This is a genomic window from Mycobacterium sp. NGS15, assembly GCF_059813245.1.
In genome coordinates this window covers 79,709-97,497 of sequence record NZ_JCALEF010000003.1, presented here as the reverse complement: position 1 = coordinate 97,497, position 17,789 = coordinate 79,709, and the positions used below count along the sequence as shown (strand labels likewise).

Annotated in this window: 12 protein-coding genes; 3 read left to right on the top strand and 9 right to left on the bottom strand. The window is 65.1% G+C overall.

The genetic code is table 11. From position 1 onward, the window contains the following. Positions 1–3: 3 nt before the first annotated feature. The 5 genes from alaS to AC5Y5C_RS08095 form a co-directional block, all read right to left on the bottom strand. The gene (gene alaS, locus AC5Y5C_RS08115; protein WP_499970848.1) at positions 4–2,679 is read right to left on the bottom strand and encodes an alanine--tRNA ligase; all 2,676 of its coding nucleotides are present in this window, start codon (positions 2,677–2,679) and stop codon (positions 4–6) included. Positions 2,680–2,878: 199 nt separating this feature from the next. Then, positions 2,879–3,196: a hypothetical protein gene (locus tag AC5Y5C_RS08110; RefSeq protein ID WP_499970847.1), complete on the bottom strand. Its 318-nt coding sequence runs from the start codon at positions 3,194–3,196 to the stop codon at positions 2,879–2,881. A 21-nt stretch (positions 3,197–3,217) separates the two neighbouring features. After that, the gene (locus AC5Y5C_RS08105) at positions 3,218–4,573 is read right to left on the bottom strand and encodes a replication-associated recombination protein A (RefSeq protein WP_499970846.1); all 1,356 of its coding nucleotides are present in this window, start codon (positions 4,571–4,573) and stop codon (positions 3,218–3,220) included. Positions 4,574–4,617: 44 nt separating this feature from the next. Further along, the gene (locus AC5Y5C_RS08100) at positions 4,618–5,460 is read right to left on the bottom strand and encodes a DUF3097 domain-containing protein (protein WP_499970844.1); all 843 of its coding nucleotides are present in this window, start codon (positions 5,458–5,460) and stop codon (positions 4,618–4,620) included. 1,976 nt (positions 5,461–7,436) lie between these two features. Continuing rightward, entirely contained in the window at positions 7,437–8,585 is a 1,149-nt protein-coding gene (locus AC5Y5C_RS08095; protein ID WP_499970843.1) for a kinase, read from the bottom strand. A 138-nt stretch (positions 8,586–8,723) separates the two neighbouring features. Between AC5Y5C_RS08095 and AC5Y5C_RS08090 the strand changes: the two genes are divergently transcribed. The 3 genes from AC5Y5C_RS08090 to AC5Y5C_RS08080 are packed head-to-tail and all read left to right on the top strand — an operon-like array spanning position 8,724 to position 9,737. Continuing rightward, entirely contained in the window at positions 8,724–9,347 is a 624-nt protein-coding gene (locus AC5Y5C_RS08090) for a TetR/AcrR family transcriptional regulator (protein ID WP_499970842.1), read from the top strand. Then, entirely contained in the window at positions 9,344–9,499 is a 156-nt protein-coding gene (locus tag AC5Y5C_RS08085) for a hypothetical protein (RefSeq protein ID WP_499970841.1), read from the top strand. Before AC5Y5C_RS08090 ends, AC5Y5C_RS08085 begins: the two co-directional genes overlap by 4 nt. Positions 9,500–9,506: 7 nt before the next feature. Beyond that, a complete protein-coding gene (locus AC5Y5C_RS08080; RefSeq protein WP_499971781.1) occupies positions 9,507–9,737 on the top strand; it encodes a F0F1 ATP synthase subunit C in 231 nt (76 codons plus the stop codon). On the opposite strand, the gene AC5Y5C_RS08075 is transcribed toward AC5Y5C_RS08080, so the two are convergent. The 4 genes from AC5Y5C_RS08075 to AC5Y5C_RS08060 all read right to left on the bottom strand — a co-directional run bounded on the left by AC5Y5C_RS08075 (position 9,738) and on the right by AC5Y5C_RS08060 (position 17,744). Then, on the bottom strand, positions 9,738–10,766 hold the full coding sequence (locus AC5Y5C_RS08075) for a zinc-binding metallopeptidase family protein (RefSeq protein ID WP_499970839.1): 1,029 nt from the start codon (positions 10,764–10,766) through the stop codon (positions 9,738–9,740). Further along, positions 10,759–11,718 (bottom strand): transglutaminase family protein, encoded by a 960-nt coding sequence (locus AC5Y5C_RS08070; protein ID WP_499970837.1) that lies wholly within the window; start codon positions 11,716–11,718, stop codon positions 10,759–10,761. Before AC5Y5C_RS08070 ends, AC5Y5C_RS08075 begins: the two co-directional genes overlap by 8 nt. Beyond that, positions 11,685–14,288: a circularly permuted type 2 ATP-grasp protein gene (locus AC5Y5C_RS08065; protein ID WP_499971779.1), complete on the bottom strand. Its 2,604-nt coding sequence runs from the start codon at positions 14,286–14,288 to the stop codon at positions 11,685–11,687. The genes AC5Y5C_RS08070 and AC5Y5C_RS08065 overlap by 34 nt, the downstream gene beginning before the upstream one ends. Before the next feature lie 126 nt (positions 14,289–14,414). Continuing rightward, positions 14,415–17,744: a transglutaminase family protein gene (locus AC5Y5C_RS08060; RefSeq protein ID WP_499970836.1), complete on the bottom strand. Its 3,330-nt coding sequence runs from the start codon at positions 17,742–17,744 to the stop codon at positions 14,415–14,417. Positions 17,745–17,789 lie beyond the last annotated feature (45 nt).

The window sequence follows — 17,789 nt, the reverse complement described above, 5'->3', positions numbered from 1 at the left end:
GGGTCAGGCCTGGCGGATCTGTTCACGCAGTGCATGTAGCGCCGCGTCAATGCCGGAGGGATCCTTACCGGATCCCTGTGCCGTATCGGACTTGCCTCCACCTCGGCCGTCCACCGCCGGGCCGACGGCTCCCACGAGGTCATTGGCACGCAGCCCCGCATCTTGAGCGGCCTGATTGACCGACACCACGAAGGGCACCGAGCCGTCGCCGGCGGCGATCAGGGCCACCACCACGGGGTCGCTGCCGAGGCGTCCCCGGATGTCACCCACCAGGCTGCGCAGATCACCCGCGCCGGTGCCATCGGGCAGGCGGTGCGCAACCAGAGTGGTGTTGCCGATGCGTTCGGCATTGTCCACCAACGTTGCGATGGAGGCCTTCACTGAGGCCAAACGCGTTTGCTCCAACTCCTTTTCGGCCACCTTGAGCCGGTCCACAAGGGTCGCAACCCGGCCCGGAACCTCCTCGGAGGGCACCTTCAGAGTGGAGGACAGCGCTGCCATCAGGGCACGTTCCTTCGAGAGGTACCGGAACGCGTCGAGCCCGACATAGGCCTCGACGCGGCGGACGCCGGAGCCCACCGAGGACTCCCCCAATAGCGTCACCGGCCCGATTTGCGAAGAATGCGCCACGTGAGTCCCGCCGCACAGTTCCAGCGAGAATGGCCCACCGATATCGACGACGCGGACGCGGTCGCCATAGTTCTCGCCGAATAGTGCCATCGCACCCATCGACTTGGCCTGGTCCAGGTTGGTGACGAAGGTATTGACGGCGTAGTTGGCCTCGACCGCCTTATTGGCGACGTCCTCTACCTCCTGCCGCTGCGCCTCCGAGAGCGCGCCCTGCCAGCTGAAGTCGAAACGCAGGTATCCGGGCCGATTCAGCGAACCAGCCTGAACAGCATTGGGCCCCAGCACTTGCCGCAGTGCGGCATGCACCATATGAGTGCCCGAGTGTCCCTGGGTGGCGCCGTGACGCCACTGCGGATCCACCGAGGCCACCACCTGGTCGCCCTCGACGAACTCGCCGGATTCGACCGTCACCTTGTGCACGAAAAGGGTTTTGGCGATCTTCTGGACATCGGAGACCTTGGCCTGCGATGTCGCGTTGGTCCCGTCTCCGCGAATGGAACCGATGTCGGCGATCTGCCCACCCGATTCTGCGTACAACGGGGTACGGTCCAGCACGATTTCGGCTTCCGCGCCTGCAGAGGCGACCGGCACCCGGGCGCCGTCCACAAAAATGCCCAAAATAGTCGCCTGGGAATCCAACTCATCGAATCCGGTGAATTCGGTGGGGCCCGTGTCGACAAGTTCGCGGTACGCCGACAGGTCGGCATGCGCGTGCTTACGGGCGGCGGCATCAGCCTTCGCGCGCTGCCGCTGCTCGTTCATCAGATCCCGGAAGCCGTTCTCGTCCACCGAAAGCCCGGCCTCGGCCGCCATTTCCAGGGTGAGCTCGATCGGGAACCCGTACGTGTCATGCAGGGCGAACGCGTCGGTGCCCGACAGTGTGGCTTTCCCAGCGGTTTTTGTCTTTTCCGCGGCATCCTCGAACAGCCTCGAGCCAGAAGCCAGGGTGCGGTTGAAGGCGGTCTCCTCGGCAACAGCGATGCGGCTGATGCGTTCGAAGTCGGTGACCAGCTCCGGATACGACGGGCCCATCTCGTCACGCACCACAGCCATCAGCTCGCCCATCATGGGCTTTTCGACGCCAAGCAACTTGGTGGAGCGGATGATCCGGCGCAGCAGGCGGCGTAGCACATAGCCGCGGCCCTCATTGCCAGGGCTGACGCCGTCACCGATGATGATCGCCGCCGTTCGAGCGTGATCGCCGACGACGCGGTAGCGCACGTCGTCCTCGTGGCTGCCTTGCCCGTACCCGCGCGGAGCGACTGCTGCCACGCAGTCGATGACAGGCCGCACCAGGTCGGTTTCATAGACGTTGTCGACACCTTGCAGCAGACACGCGATGCGCTCGACACCCATACCGGTGTCGATGTTCTGGCGCGGCAGTGGCCCGAGGATCTCGAAATCCGTCTTAGATGTGCCCTCGCCACGCTCATTCTGCATGAACACGAGATTCCAGATCTCGATGTAGCGGTCCTCGTTGGCCTCCGGGCCACCCTCGATGCCGTACTCAGGGCCACGGTCGTAATAGATCTCTGAACACGGACCGCACGGGCCGGGGATGCCCATGGACCAGTAGTTGTCGGCCATTCCCCGGCGCTGGATCCGGTCCATCGGCAGCCCGGCGATTTCCTGCCACAGCCCGATGGCCTCATCGTCATCGAGATAGACGGTGGCCCAGAGCTTCTCCGGCTCGAACCCGTAACCACCCTGGGAGACCGGGTTGGTCAACAGCGTCCAGGCCAGCCGGATCGCCTCACGCTTGAAGTAGTCGCCGAAGGAGAAGTTCCCGGCCATCTGAAAGAACGTGTTGTGCCGGGTGGTGATGCCCACCTCGTCGATATCCGGGGTGCGAATGCACTTCTGGACGCTGGTGGCCGTGTTGTACGGCGGGGTGCGCTGCCCCAGGAAGAACGGCACGAACTGCACCATGCCGGCGTTCACGAACAGCAGGTTGGGGTCGTCGAGGATCACCGAGGCACTCGGCACCTCGGTGTGACCGGCCTTCACGAAGTGGTCCAGGAATCGCTTCCGGATCTCGTGTGTCTGCATGTCGTCCTTGCGTGTAGCTGGGGAATCTGACCGGACCACCCTACCGGTGCGCCTGCCTACCGCCGGTATACGCCAAGGTCAGGAGGTACCGCCACTGAGTATCTGCTCCGTCACAATGCACCGAGCTAACCGGAAACAGACGCTCAAGACACATGAACGGGCGCCGACTCCGATCGCAGCAAGCGCCGCCAGCGACCCGCTAGGGCGCGTCGCGGATCGAGCTGTCGACGGCGCCGCCGATCGGCGCGGTGGCGAGGCCGGTGAAGGGCCCCAGGAAGGGGCTCAGCAGGATGCCGGCTCCCGCCTCCGCGGCATTACCGGCGGCGCCCGCTCCGACGTCGCGGCCGTACTGCTCCACCCACGGGTCAACCGGCGCGGGTGGCGGCGGGCCCGAATCCTCGAGAACCGGCTCGGGGCCCGGTTCGGGTTCCGGATCTGCCCACGCCACGGCGGGCACTCCCATCACCGCGAGCGATGCCAGTAGTCCACCCGCGGCCACACGCATATGTAAAGCCATACCGTCCAGTATGCCGAGACGTCAGGATCTCTTCAGCCCACGCCGAATGATGGCTCGCAACTTGTCCAGCCGTGATCCGATGTCACGCTCGTTGCCGTGATCGGTCGGCTGGTAGTAATCGGTGCCCACCAGCTCATCGGGCGGATACTGCTGCGCCACCACACCGTCGCGGTCGTTGTGCGGGTACACGTATCCGACGGCGTTGCCCAGTTTTGCGGCGCCGCTGTAGTGGCCGTCACGCAGATGCGGCGGCACCAGCCCGGCCTTCCCCGCGCGGATGTCGCCCATCGCCGCTCCCAGTGCCGCGGGAACCGCTCCCGACTTGGGCGCGGTCGCGAGGTGGATGGTCGCGTGGGTCAAGGTCAGCTGCGCCTCAGGCATCCCGATCAGTTGCACTGTCTGGGCGGCCGCCACCGCCAACGGCAACGCGGTGGGGTCTGCCATGCCGACATCCTCACTGGCCAGGATCATCAGCCGCCGGGCGATGAAGCGCGGGTCCTCCCCGGCGATCAGCATGCGCGCCAGATAGTGCAGCGCGGCGTCCACATCGGAGCCCCGGATCGACTTGATGAAGGCGCTCACCACGTCGTAATGCTGGTCACCGTCGCGGTCGTAGCGCACCGCGGCCCGATCCACCGACTGCTCGACCACTTCGACGGATATGACCGAGCCCGCGCCTTCGGCTGTTTCTGCGGCGACTTCCAGCGCGGTCAGTGCGCGCCGCGCATCGCCCGCGGCCAACTGCGCCAGCAGGCTCAGCGCCTCGGGGTCCACGGTCACCGCACCACCGAGGCCGCGCTCGTCGGCGATTGCCCGCTCGAGCACCTCGCGAATATCGTTGTCGCCCAACGGTTGCAACTGAAGGATCAGCGAGCGCGAGAGCAGCGGAGCCACCACGGAAAAGGAGGGATTCTCGGTGGTGGCGGCCACCAGCAGCACCACCCGGTTCTCGACCGCGGCGAGCAGTGCATCCTGCTGCGTCTTGGAGAACCGGTGCACCTCGTCGATGAAGAGCACCGTCTGGCGGCCATGGACGGCGGCGCGGCGCGCGTCGTCGATAACGGCCCGCACCTCTTTCACCCCAGCGGACAGCGCCGACAACGCCTCGAACCGGCGCCCGGTGGCCCCCGAAATCAAGGATGCAAGGGTTGTCTTCCCGGTACCCGGCGGTCCGTACAGGATGACCGAGGCCGCTCCGGAACCGTCGACGAGACGACGCAACGGGGAGCCCTGCTTGAGCAGGTGCCCCTGCCCCACCACTTCATCGAGTGTCGCGGGACGCATCCGGACCGCGAGGGGCGCATTGGGCGCCACTCGCGCGTCCGCAGGGGCCGCGTCGAATCCGCCCCCGGGCACGTCGAACAGGCTGTCTGACACGTCTCAGGCTTACCACGTCGGGCCGACGGGTTCAGTGCAGCCCGTCACTGGTCAGGCAGCGTGACGAAATCGATCAGTTCCTCGACACGGCCGATCAGGGCCGGCTCCAGGTCTGTCCAGGTGCGCACCTTGCCGCGGATCCGGCGCCAGGCCTCGGCAATCTCGGTCTGAGTGCCATGAGGCCAGCCGAGCGCCTGGCAGATGCCGTGCTTCCATTCGATGTCCCGCGGCACGGTGGGCCAGGCATGCAGGCCGATTCGCTCCGGCTTGACCGCCTGCCAGATGTCAACGAACGGGTGCCCCACCACGAGGGTGTGCTCGCCGTAGGGACCTTTTTGCACCGTTTCGGCGATGCGTGATTCCTTCGATCCCTTCACCAGGTGGTCAACCAGCACCCCGAGCCGGCGCCCCGGACCGGGCTGGAATTCCTTCACGATGGCGGCCAGGTCATCCACCCCGCCCAGGTACTCGACGACCACACCTTCGACGCGCAGGTCGTGCCCCCACACCTGCTCGACGAGCTCGGCGTCGTGACGGCCCTCGACGTAGATTCGGCTGGCCAACGCCGTGCGAGCCTTAAGCCCCTGTACCGCAACCGATCCCGATGCACTCTTGGACGGCTTGGTGGGTCTGTGCCGCAGCGGCTCTTTGAGGATCACCGGCTTGCCGTCGATGAGATATCCCGGACCCACCGGGAATCCGCGGACGCGCCCGTGCCGGTCCTCCAGATCCATCCGGCCGTACTCGATTCGCACGACGGCGCCCACGAACCCCGTCTGCGCATCCTCGACTACCAAGCCCTTTATCGCCGCGACCTCGGTGGATTGCGGACGCCGCGGGGCATGCGGGTTGTTCGACAGGATATCGGTGCCATAGCGATCAGCCACCCGGCGATCGTAGGAATGCATCGGCGCCGCATCCGGCTACGACGCGCCCGCGTGACTAGACCGTGATCGGGGCCGCGTGCGCGTGGGTGCGGCATCGTGTGTCGCTCACCGCCCCACGGCCACACGGCCAAAGCTAGCCTTCAGTGGATATCACCCACATTGCTACGAGATAGCGCGAGTTGATCATGCGTTGGTTTTGGGATCACTGCCAAGCAGCGGAGCTTGTCGTCCTGACTCTTGCTGCGCCCGCAGTCCTATACCGGTGCTGGCGCTGGTATACGGATCGGCCCTCGCTGCCTTTGGCTGCGGGTGCGCTTTTTGCCGTGTCCATATGGCCGTGGGCACTGTGCGATGTCGAGCCAATATGGGGCAGGTTGCCGCCGCAGATACAAGCCTTTCACGCAGCGGGGGGAATTGGTGTCGCGGCGTCGGCCAGCGCATGGGTGCTGGTTGTTGAGGCATGTGGTCAGGCCGATCGCCTGGCTCGCCGCAAGAAAATCCAGAGACTTGTTACGGCAGCGGCGATTACGTTGATGGCAGTGGCAGCGTTAACCGGTTCGACGGTCTCGACACCGGGCGGCGGTGACTTCTTCACCTATCTGACAGAGTCACGCCGTGACTCGTTGAATCTTTTGGCAGCCACTCTCATCGGCCACATCTTCGCCGCTGGAGTATTGGCGCACCTTGCTTTACTCACCGTGTGGCGTGCGGACCGCACGCCCGCTGGACGTGGGTTGGGACTACTTGGCGCTGCAGGTACTGCGGTGGCGATCACGGTCGTAACTCGCGGTGTCTGCGCTGAACTTTTCCAGTGGTACGGATATCCGCCGCCTGCGTGGTGCGGTCTGACTGTGCAGACGAGCGCTGTCACGGCAGGTGCTGTGCTCGCCATATCGGCCCTGACGTGGCCGCCTCTCGCCCTGCGCTATCAGGCGCACCGAGAACTGCGACGGCTGCGGCCTCTGCGGAATGCGCTGATCGGACTGTTTCCGGGCTTAGCACCGCCGCAGCCGTTTGGGAAGAGGCTGACAGACCTAGTACCGGAGTGGATTGGTCAAATTCAGGATGGCCTGAGCTTGATGGCACAGTACCGGGGTCTCCCCCTAGAGGCCGCGGCTCCACCGCAGGATCGCGCGAGACATATCCGGGCCGTGGTTGAGTGGGCACAGGGCCAGTCGCCATTGGGCATAGGTGTTTCGTGGCTCCAAGCACCACCATCATCGACGAATGCGGAGTGGATCCGGGTGCTGGCCGATGCATTTCAACCTAGCGAATCTCGACTCACCCTGAGCCGGCAGGCAATTCAAGGCACAAGCCATTCGGTAACCAAATGAAAACACCGGCACAAGCCGAGATCAACAGAGCGTGTCGTTAATGCGGTACCGCGACAACATCTCTGCGCTGGCGCTCGCGCGTTCCAGACGGCGCAAAAGCAAACTTGCAAACCGCTCCGCAGCGATCTCATCGTGGGTCCATCCATGGGCTTCACCGCACGACCGCTCCAATATGAAGGCCACCAGCCGCGGTGAAGCCGCCTCCATACGCGCTGTCGCGTAATCAGTGATCACTTGCCCCCGGTGCCCGAGGACCATGTGGCCAAGTTCATGAGCGATAGTCCGCTCTCGCGATAGGCCGTCTGGCCGGACCTTCAACACGTCGCCGTCAGGAAACGACAACCACTGCCCAAAAACTCCTACAGGCAGCAGGTCTTCCTCAACCGTGATCGGCCTTCCGCGCCGCAGCGCCCACATGTCGACCAGCGATAGCACTGAGGACACCTCTACTGGTGCGGCACCAAATACCTCATCTACCGCCGTTCTAATCTCAGTAGACCTCGGCTGGCGGCCAGGCAAACCAAAACGGCGCGTGCCAAGCCGCCATCGACTACCCATGCGCAGAAAGTAGCAATCCGCAACGTGCCCGGCAAGGCCGAGTCGGCACTAGCGAGGGAGTCTTTTGAGGTGCAGCGCCGAACGCTAGCTGCCCGAGAGCGTCTCGCCGCGCAGCGCGGCGATAACGTCCCCGGCGTAGCCGGCCACGACGAGGTCGTCCACCCGCCCGGCGGCCGCGTGGAGTGCGATCCATCGCCCGAGGAGCGCGGAATGGCTGGGTGCGGGGTTACCGAAGGCCACCACATCGTCGTCGAGGTCGACGTCGGCGGTGAAGTACTGGTGGGTGGCGAGCCACACCCACATCAGACGCGCGTCCAGGATGCGTCGCGCGAGTGTCTCGTCATCCGCCAGTGCCGGGGCGATCGACACAATGTCGGAGCGCCACGCCTCGGTCATCGCATCGTCAAGCTCGGCGACTTCCTCACGTTCGGCGGCGCCGAGGAACTCCGGGTAAACGGTGAGGGCGTGCGCGATGTCGAGCACGATGTCCCGGAAACCGCCCCATTCGTAATCAAGGATCCGGACACCGTGTTCGGTGACAAGGATATTGTCGGGGGCAACCTCGGAAGGACTAAAAGCTCGGACGCCACCCTTCGCGAAGAGTTCAGCTGTTTGCTGTAAGCGTGAGATCAGTGCCGGCGGCACCTCAAGGGAGTATTCGCTCTTCAGGATCTGCTGCAGTGGCGCGATGGTTTCCGCTCCGCCGATGCGCTGCTGTGACGGGTCGACATCGGTCTTCTTGACATCGATGCGCCGGAGTAGCGCAGCAAAGTCACCTTCGCGTCCCACCGTCGCGACATGCATCCGTCCCAGGGCCTGCGCCCACGCCATCAGTGCGTGGTTTATCGCAGCACGATTGCGCTCGGCGAGCAGTTCGGACATGGTCGGCGCGGAACCCAGGTCGGTGAGCACGATGAGCCGTTCGGCGATCGAATAGGCAACCAGTTCCGGGCCGGGTCGATGCTTGGCCGTCAGGGAGTTTGCAAACTGATACGACACAACCTCGCGAAGCACGGCGGCAGCGGATCCGCCCTCGGGGACCTGCTTGATCACCATGGACTTCGGCAACGCGAAAGGGTTCTGCACCGCACGGACCCGAATAACGATCGCGGGCCCGCTGCCACCGAGATCTTCCGGTTCAGCCAACGTAACGGTTGCCCCCGCCCGCTTGGAGAGCAACTCCTCGGCTGTGGCAATAACCTGCGCGACGGGGTCTGCCAATAATGTCGTCATTACCGTCTCACCATACCCCGTCTTCCTGAGACTGTGGGGCGGCGCACACTCATCTCAGAATTCACATCCATGCATTTGCCAGCCATGGCCGCGGATGTCACTCTTGCACCTCCTGACCGATCGGTCTAATTTAAGACCATGCGGTCTGCAACGACGTTGACGTTCACCGAACAGGCACGACGGGCACAGATAGTGGCGGGCGCCATCGAGGTGCTCGCCAGTGCGGGATATCCAAAGACGTCGCTAGCTAAAATTGCCGAGCACGTGGGAGTGGCCAAGAGCGCGGTGCTGTATCACTTCACGTCGAAAACTGAGGTCATCGAATCCGTGATGCTCGAGGTCTTCACTCGAGCGTGCACCACGATCGTGCCCGCGGTGCACGCAGAGACCACCGCGATCACACGCCTCACCGCCTACATCAGAGCCAACATTGAGTTCGTCGTGAGTAACCGGGTGGCCGCGATCGCCCTACTCGAGATCATCACCGGTTACCGCAGCCAGGATGGCCTGCGGTTCGACCAGGCAGCAGCAGGCGCAGCCCCCCCGGCCGAGTTCGCCGCGATGGATCCTGAGGCGATTTTCACCGACGGGGTCGCGACCGGTGAGTTCCGGTCGGTGTCACCCCGGTTCATGAAGAACGCCTTGCGGGCGGCGCTGGATGGCGCCGTGTGGGAGCTGGGACGCGACCCGGACTATGACGCCATCGGATACGGAGAACAGCTCGTCGACATGTTCACGAAAGCCGTCGGTGGAGCGCCATGACAACGATCGTGATCTCCGCATACGGCACCCGGGGGGACGTCGCGCCGCTGACCGGACTGGGAAAACAGCTGCGCGACAGCCTTTCTGCGCACGTTGTCATCGCCGCAATGTTGGACGCCACCACGACGAAAGGTGCACATCATGGCCACTGAACTCCTCATGGGCAACGCACTACTGGCCGGGGCGATCACGCTCGCGGGCGGCGCGATCGGCGCGGGCATCGGTGATGGCATGGCCGGAGCGCAGCTGATCGCCGGGGTAGCCCGCCAGCCTGAATCTCAGAATCGTTTATTTACACCGTTTTTCATAACCGTCAGCCTCGTGGAGGCCACCTTCTTCATCAATGTGGCGTTCATGGCCCTGTTCGTATTCGCCACCCCGGGCGGGTAGTCACCCGGCTGTGGTGTCGCCGACGTCCGTGACAATCTCGTGGATCAGGCGCATCTTCTCCAGCACCGGACCGGGCAGCACGAACGGGTACAGGTCGTCGCGCCCCATGGAGCGGTTGACCATATTGAGCGACCACGCCAAGGGCAGCCACATCTCGATGATGGTGTCAAATCCGCTGGGGCCCAGCACCCTGCGATCGAAGGTGCCGCCGGCGGGCGCCAGGGCGAAGGCAGCGGCGGTGTCCAACGTGTCGCGGATATGCAGGTAATGCGCGAAGGTCTCCGCCCAGTCTTCGGCGGGATGCATGGTGGCGTAGGAGGAAACAAAGCTCGCCTCCCAGCCCTCGGGCACACCCTGCTGATAGTGCCGGTCAAGAGCCGCCTGGTAATCCGCGTTCGCATCGCCGAAGAGCACGCGAAATCTCTCCACATGGTCCGCAGAGGTTTCGACGAGCCGGTAATAGAAGTAGTGCCCGATCTCGTGACGGAAATGCCCGAGCAGCGTGCGATACGGCTCATCCATCGAGACGCGAAGCTGCTCGCGGTGCACGTCATCGCCCTCGGCGAGGTCCAATGTGATCACCCCGTTGTGATGTCCGGTCATCACCTGCTGTCCTTCACTGGAGAGCAGATCGAAGGCCAGTCCGAACTCGGAGTCGACGTCTCGCCCCGTCACCGGTAGTCGCAGCTCGGCGAGCTCGGCGATGAGCCGGCGTTTCGCCTTCTCTGCTTCTGCGAACGCCGGCAAGGCTGTGCTGTCGGAGTCACTGGGCCGGGTGCGCGTAAGCACGCAGGACGCGCACAACGTATCCGTACCGGTGCCGTCCACCAGCCAATTACATTCGGCCACATGTAGGTTCGCGCACAGGTGATAATTGTCCGAGTCGACGAACCCCGGCCCGTCGTCCTGGGCGATGACCAGCAGGGCCTTGTCCTGGAGCGAGAACCCGACATGACTGCCGCAGGCCAGGCACACCGAGTTTTCGAACGCCAAATGCTGGCCGCACTGCGGACAGATGAAGTCACGCATGAGCGGGGCTCTCCTCGCATGGTGCGACATCCACCGACACCTTGATCGTGCTGCTATCGGAATCGGTATAGATGATGCCGCGCAAGGGGGGCACGTCGGCGTAGTCGCGACCCCACGCGACGGTGACATACCGCGCGTCGGCGATCGTGTCGTTCGTCGGGTCGAATGCGACCCATCCATCGGGCGGGACCCACACCGCCGCCCACGCGTGGGTGGCGTCGGAGCCGACCAGGCGGGGCTGCCCGGGCGGCGGATTCGTTGCCAGGTAACCCGATACATAGCGCGCCGCGAGACCATGCGTGCGCAGAGCCGTGGCCGCCATGCGGGCGAAGTCCTGACAAACGCCCTCCCCCGCGGCCAGCACTTCGCTGACCTTTGTGGAAATGGTCGTAGATCCCGACCGGTACTGGAAGTCACGATAGATCCGGCTCATCAGGTCTACCACCGCCTCCCCAAGAGGCCGCCCCGCGGTGAAACTAACTGCGGCATAGGCGTATACATCATCAGTGATCTCTGGGGGCACCAGGTCCAGTACGAACTCGGTGGCAAGCGCGCCGGGCCCGGCCGACTCCCCGTGACCTGGGCGGGCCAGCTCCCACGCCTGCTCCCACCCCGCCCCGGGGGGCGGCGGGGTGCTGACATCGACGATCGAGCGGGCGGTCACGCTGAGCTCGCGGTGCGGCGTGGTCACATGGAAGTAGGAACTGAGGTTTCCGTACAGGTCTCTGCCGGTGGAACTGTCCGAAGGCTCCGGTTCTACGAGCAGCTCGTTCGATTCACAATGCTGCCAATCGGTGTCACGCGGCGTGAGATAGCCGCGCCCATATGAACTGGTGACGTCGTCGGAGTACCGGTACAGGGTGCGGTGCGTCACCTGGTACCGGATCGCGGACGAGCCGCCCGCGCGAAGACCATCGGTCACGGCAATCTCCGCCTCGTGTCGGGACCCCATAGTGGCTGCATACCGGTCGGCATGGACAGGTGCGTCGCGGTGACCACGGAGGACAATTCGCGCAACGCTTGATGAACGTTGTCCAGGGTTTCTGCGAGTGTGTCGCGCTGCCCATCCTCCCCCGCGGCGTCCAGATCCGCCGGATCAATCCTGCGTAGCTGTGTCACCAGGTCGTCCACCAGCCGCTCGGGACGCGAGGTTCCGGACGCACTCGGCAGCGACTTGAGGTCGGTGCGTAGCGATTCCACCTGATACAGCAGCGATCTCGGGTTGACGGCATCAAACAGCAGCAGGTCGGCGACGGCCTCCAGGCTGATCTTGCCCCGGGTACGGCGGCGGTACATCACCGAGGACTCGCATGCCACCAGTGTGGATTCGGTGACGGACTGCTCGGCCGCACGGCCACGGACCGTCGTGAGCGTGGAACGCAACAGGGCGGTCAGGCCGAGGCCCCGCTCGATTCGCTTGCCGATATCCATGATCGTCCAGCCGATATCGTGCACCGTCGACTCCGCCGCCAGGCCCGACAGCGCGAGAAGCCCTGCCAATACTTGAGTTTGGGTGGCGGCGAGCACCGTGTCATCGGCACGGGTGGGGCTGCCGCCGGATCGCGCGCAATCGTCGTACTCGGTGCCCGCGGCCGCAATGGCTCGATCCATGCCACCGAGCACCATCCAGGTGTCGTTGGACATCTGATCCCGAACCGCCCGGGCGGACAGACCGAGCCGCTCGACCGATTGCGCCAGGGACCCGACCCGCTCCTTGTCCACCGTCAATGACCACAGCTGGGTTCCGAGATCCTCGGATCTGGTGTCGGTTCCGGTGACGTCACCGAGCGCCTTCAAGAGCACCGGGACGCATTCACTGGCCTCCATGAACTGCCGATATCGGTACTCGTGGAAGCGTTCCCGCGTGACCGACAACAACCGGACCAGGTTCTCCGCGCGCTCTCCGTACCGCCCCAGCCAGAACAGATCCGACAACACGCGCGGTGAGCTGACCGCGTCGACCCCCGCCAATCGGCCGGCGGGCAGATCCAGCGATGCCACGGTCAGTGCCCGCTCGGTCTGATCGCGGTCAGGCTGTTGAACCCAAATATCCTTGGCAGCAATACTGTTGAGTGTCGACCCAGAATATCCGGAGGCGGCGACGTATCCAAGACCGCCGATCATCGGCGCGTAACCGCCGCGCTGCGCAACCGTGAACAACCGCATACCGATTGGCGCCGCGGTGAGGGCGCCCGACCGCAGATACGTGGGGGCCACCGACAACTCGGGCAGTTCCTGACCGATCCAGCACCAGGGTGCCACCTCAATGCGTGCCCGAAGCGTCTCCAGTGTCTGCGCAGACTGCAACGGTCCGGTATAAACCTCTTCTCCCACTGTTGATTTGACCAGCAGCGAGCCCAGATTCGCGAGCAGATGCGAGCGCTCCGCATCGATCCCGCCCCACCAGGTTTGACCTCCGGGCAAGGCGAGCGGCTCGTCAAGTAGCCGCTGCGACAGATCCGGCAGGAAACGGGCCAGGCCCGGATTTTCCAGTACCCCGCTGCCCAGTGAGTTGACGACCGTCACCGCGCCCCGGCGAAGCACCTCGACCAGGCCGACGACTCCCAATCGTGAGTCGGCCCGCAGATCCAACGGATCGGAGTAAGCGGCGTCGACGCGACGCAACACCACGTCCACCCGGTGCAGGGTGCCCAGTGACCGCATCCACAGCTTGCCGTCACGCGCCACCAGGTCCGCGGACTCGACCAGCGGAAAGCCCAGTACCGATGCGAGATAGGCCTGGTCGAAGGATGTCTCCGAGTGGATACCGGGACTGAGCACCACCACCGTCGGGTCCTCGACCGACTCCGGAGCGACATCGATGAGCGCCAGGCGCAGCGTCTGCGCGAAAGACGAGGTCGGCCTCGGCGCCATCTTCTCGTACAGGTCGGGGGCCGCATGAGCGACCACGCGGCGGTCCGCCATCGCATACCCTGCGCCAGATGGCGCCTGCGTCCAGTCGGCATTCACCCGAAACTCGCCGGCGCCGGTGCGGCCAACGTCACACCCGAGAAGGAACAGCTGATGCCTGCCGGGCAAGGCCATGCCGTGGGCCGCGCGGACGTACCCCGGATGCGCGAAGAGCAGCTGGGGCGGCAGAGCACCGGAACTGATCAACTCCTGCGGCCCGTACAGGTCGCTCAGGATGGCGTCCAGCAGCGTGGCCCGCTGCTGGAGGCCGACCTCCAGGACGTCCCAGTCGTCAGAGTCGACTAGCAGCGGGAGCCCATCCAGACGCCACGGCACCGGATGGGTGGGAGCGTCCGGCGCCGGCACAGATCCCGACACTCGTCCGGGATCCATGTAGGTGATGCCATCGCTGTCGACGAGGGTGCGGACGCGATCCAGCAGGCGGTCCAAACCGGGACGGCCACGCTGCGCGATGGCGCCGGCCAGGTCGGTCCATGCCGGACGAACGCTGCCATCGGACGCAAGGAACTCGTCATAACCCGCCTGGCTGCCCCTCCGTCCGACCTCGAACAGTGATCCCTGGGCGCGAACGCTGCGGTATTGCGCGATCAGCGGGTTATCGGCCATCGGGTTATCGGCGATAGAGAAGTCGGGTCCGACGGGAGCCCCCGAAGCAGGTGCTGCCACCGGACGTACCTTCCTTCCCGTTACGCTGCCGTTCCTCAGCCCTGCCGACGTCTACCTGCGCCCCACCGTTCTCGCACGGCGCAGGTCCAGGATGCCGGGCGCCACCGAATCGGTGGACATGCGGGCTTGTTTCTCGCGCAAGTCTGACAAATCAACGCGGCCGGTGGTGTAACCGGTGGCATCGAAGCGCCTCCCACGGCGTGCCTCGGCGGCCACCGCGTTGACGGGCGGGTCGTCATAGGACCGGCCACCCGGGTGCGACACGTGGTACGTACAGCCGCCGCGAGACAACGCGTTAGCCGTGTCGATGAGCTCGAAGCGCAGCGGGTCGTCGACGGTGATACTCGGATGCAGCGCGCTGGGCGGCTGCCATGCGCGGTACCGGACACCGGCCACCTGTACGTCCGGGTTGGCGGTCGAGAGCAGCGGGATGGGCTCGCCATTACACGTGACGACGTACCGAGACCTGTCGGCGCCGATAACCCGCACCTGCACACGTTCGATCGAGGAATCGACGTATCGCGCGGTACCTCCGGCCGTCGCCTCCTCCCCCAGTACCCGCCACGGTTCGATGGCCCCGCGCAGTTCGATCTCGATACCGTCGAACACCGCTGTGCCGATCCGGGGGAACCGGAACTCGGTGAACGGATCAAGCCAGCTGGTTTCGAAGGCGATCCCGTGCGCACGCAGATCGGCAGCAACCTGAGCAATATCGTGAATAAGGAAGTGCGGCAACAAGTAACGGCCGTGCAAGTTCGCGCCGTGGCGGATCAGCGGCGCGCGCAGCGGCTGCTCCCAGAACCTGGCCACCAGCGCCCGCACCAGCAGCGACTGGACCATTGCCATCTGGAAATGCGGAGGCATCTCGAATCCGCGCAGCTCCAGTAGGCCCAGACGCCCGCGGGCGCTGTCTGGGCTGTACAGCTTGTCGATGCAGAACTCCGCACGGTGGGTGTTTCCGGTGATGTCGGTAAGTAAGTGCCGTAGCGCCCGGTCCACGTGCCACGGAGCGGCCTTCGCGGAAGGATCCTGATCGGGCGCCTTCGTCAATCTGTCGATTTCCGCGAAAGCAATCTCCAACTCGTACAACGCCTCTTCGCGGCCTTCGTCGACGCGAGGTGCCTGCGAGGTGGTGCCGACGAACCGTCCCGAGAACAGGTAGGACAACGCGGGGTGATGCTGCCAGTAGGTCAGTAGCGACACCAGTAGATCGGGGCGACGCAGCAGCGGTGACGTCGCCGGGGTCCGGCCTCCGAGCGTGATGTGGTTGCCCCCGCCGGTCCCGGTGTGGGTGCCGTCGACGTCGAACGATTCGGTGGTCAGCCGCGCCTTCCGCGCCTCCTCGTACAGGGCCTGCAGCTGGCGGGACTGTTCAGCGAAACTCCCGGTGGGGGTCACGTTGACCTCGATGACCCCCGGATCGGGAGTCACACTCATGACTTCGAGTCGAGGATCCGGTGGCGGTCCATACCCTTCGAGCACCAGCGGGCAAGTGACAGCGGCCTCGATGCGCGCGATGAGATCCACGAAGTCGTCGAGGCTTTGCACCGGAGGCAGGAACAGATACAGCAGCCCGTCACGGATTTGGGCGACCAGGGCGGTGGGGGGTGCTCCGTCCGCGGGCACAACGACGGCGCCCGCGCCGGAACGTTCTGCGCCGAGTTCCGCGATGACACTGAGGGGGTCTGCCTCGGTGGGGTGCGGCGCGGGCTGCCAGGAGATCGAGTCCAGCGGGAGCCGCAGCCCTGCCGGGGACGATCCCTCGACCAGGACGATGCGGCCGCGGCGCAGTGTCCAGTCGGCGCTTTCCCAGCCGCCGCCGTCCTCCCCGCGGTGCAGGGGCAGCAGGTACGCGGCCGGTTGGGTCGTGTCTCCGTCCAGACGCGCCAGCAATTCGGAACGCCGATCCGCCGAGTCTTCCTGCGGTGCTGGGTCATCAGCCGCCGCGACCGGTTCGCCGGCGGGGCGCCGAACGGATGCGGCGAGTCGGCTCAACGGATCCTCGTACACTGCGCGCACCTGGCTCTCGGGCAGTCCGAGATCACCTGCGAGGGCGAGCAGTAGCGCGCGGTCGGCGCCCTCGGGGGTGGACCACTGACGGTCCTCGGTCCAGGGGTCGGCGAGCAGGTCGGGATCAGACCACAGTGGCCGGCCGTCGCGCCTCCACTGCAAACCGATTTGCCACCGCGGTAGAGGTTCGCCGGGGTACCACTTGCCCTGGCTGCGCTGCACCAAACCTGTTGGCGCCCAAAGCGCTTTGAGACGAGCGGTGAGATCGGAGGCACGTATCCGCTTCTGCGGCCCGTCGGCCGCGGTGGTCCATTCCTCGGCGACCTGGTCGTCGATCGACACGAATGTCGGCTCGCCTCCCATCGTCAACCCCACCCCGGCGGTGTCGAGCCGGGTGTCGATCTCGGCACCCAGTGCGGTGACGGCCTCCCACACCGATGCCGTGTACGGCAGCGTGACTCGTGGGTCTTCATGCACACGGGTGACGGTGTTGGAGAAATCCAGGGTCGATTCGCACATATCGGTGGCGCCGGAGATGGCGGCGGATGTCGACGGGTGCGGAGTCGCCGAGAGCGGTATATGCCCCTCACCGGCGAGCAACCCCGACGTGGGGTCCAGACCAACCCAGCCGGCACCCGGGATGTACACCTCGGCCCAGGCGTGCAGGTCGGTGAAGTCCGCGACCGGCCCAGAGGGACCGTCGATTGCGACGATATCCGAGGTCAGTTGCACCAAGTACCCGGATACGAAGCGGGCGGCAAGTCCCTTCTGCCGCAGGATCGACACCAGCAGCCAGGCAGTGTCACGACAGGAACCGATACCCACTGCCAGCGTCGTATCCGGGCTCTGAACACCGGGCTCCAACCTCACCGCGTATCCAACGTCCGAGCACAGCGCCTGGTTGAGGGTGACGAGGTAGTCGATGATCCGCGTGTTGGGCGCCATCGTGAAATTGGCCACCCAGGCCTGAACCAGCTCACCGGGCCCCGAGCCGGGCACGGATTCATCCACCAGCTTGAGGTAGGGCTCCAGGTCTGCCGCCAACGCGGGCGGATAGGCAAACCCGACGTGTTCGGCCCACTCCTCGATGAAGAAGTCGAACGGGTTGACCGATTTCAGATCGGCGATGAGTCCGACGGTGATCGATAGCCGACGGGTCCGATTCGGAAACACCACGCGGGCAAGGAAATTACCGAAGGCATCCTGTTGCCAGTTGATGAAGTGATCGTCAGGGGCGATACGCAGCGAGTAGGCCTCGATGGGGGTTCGGGTGTGCGGAGCAGGGCGCAACCGAATCTCGTGCGGGTGCACCTGCACGAGTCTGTCGAATACGTAGCTGGTCCGGTGCTCCAGCGCCACCTTGATGCCCATCGGCTGATCCCACCATAACCTGGCGTTACCCGCATGGCCTGAGAT

What these genes read in the sequence shown, in the direction of transcription:
- alaS (WP_499970848.1), bottom strand. Translation starts at nt 2,679, where the DNA reads ATGCAGACACACGAGATCCGGAAGCGATTCCTGGACCACTTCGTGAAG.
- AC5Y5C_RS08110 (WP_499970847.1), bottom strand. Translation starts at nt 3,196, where the DNA reads ATGGCTTTACATATGCGTGTGGCCGCGGGTGGACTACTGGCATCGCTC.
- AC5Y5C_RS08095 (WP_499970843.1), bottom strand. Translation starts at nt 8,585, where the DNA reads ATGACGACATTATTGGCAGACCCCGTCGCGCAGGTTATTGCCACAGCC.
- AC5Y5C_RS08090 (WP_499970842.1), top strand. Translation starts at nt 8,724, where the DNA reads ATGCGGTCTGCAACGACGTTGACGTTCACCGAACAGGCACGACGGGCA.
- AC5Y5C_RS08085 (WP_499970841.1), top strand. Translation starts at nt 9,344, where the DNA reads ATGACAACGATCGTGATCTCCGCATACGGCACCCGGGGGGACGTCGCG.
- AC5Y5C_RS08080 (WP_499971781.1), top strand. Translation starts at nt 9,507, where the DNA reads ATGGGCAACGCACTACTGGCCGGGGCGATCACGCTCGCGGGCGGCGCG.
- AC5Y5C_RS08075 (WP_499970839.1), bottom strand. Translation starts at nt 10,766, where the DNA reads ATGCGTGACTTCATCTGTCCGCAGTGCGGCCAGCATTTGGCGTTCGAA.
- AC5Y5C_RS08070 (WP_499970837.1), bottom strand. Translation starts at nt 11,718, where the DNA reads ATGGGGTCCCGACACGAGGCGGAGATTGCCGTGACCGATGGTCTTCGC.
- AC5Y5C_RS08060 (WP_499970836.1), bottom strand. Translation starts at nt 17,744, where the DNA reads ATGGGCATCAAGGTGGCGCTGGAGCACCGGACCAGCTACGTATTCGAC.